The following is a 410-nucleotide window of genomic DNA, read 5'->3' as shown; positions in this document are numbered from 1 at the left end:
AGATGTTCTGGTGTTGTCGGTGATGAGGAACCGGACTTGTGGCAGGGGCGAGACAGATCGCCGCCGCCGAAGGCGTGGCACTCGGAGCAGTTGGTGCGAGACAAGTCACCCGCTGGACGTGTGTTGACGTCCTCAACTAGGGCATTGTCCGGCACCAAGGGGCCACTGTTACGGCGTCTTATGCCAAGATGCCTTACTCGCGCCGGTTGTGCGATCGCTTCGGGGCGCTACCCGCCGTTCGAGGTGCCTCCGGTGGACCGCCCCCCTTGCTTGGAAGCTGTTCGTGGCGGCGTTCGCTGCGGGCGCCACGTTCGGGCCGAGGGAGCGGACGGCGTTCGAGCATTTCGGGAAGAGACATCGGCGAGCTGTTGATACTTGCCGCGTTGCTGGTCTTCGGCGCGCTGATCGGG

At 64.4% G+C, this 410-nt stretch carries 1 pseudogene; it reads left to right on the top strand.

From position 1 onward, the window contains the following. Positions 1-277: 277 nt before the first annotated feature. Positions 278-410 (top strand): annotated as a pseudogene (locus KBX08_RS35005) (sodium:proton antiporter); the annotation flags it as partial.

The organism is Micromonospora sp. H61 (genome assembly GCF_018070325.1).
Taxonomy (GTDB): domain Bacteria; phylum Actinomycetota; class Actinomycetes; order Mycobacteriales; family Micromonosporaceae; genus Micromonospora; species Micromonospora salmantinae.
This window is presented reverse-complemented; position numbering and strand designations above follow the sequence as displayed.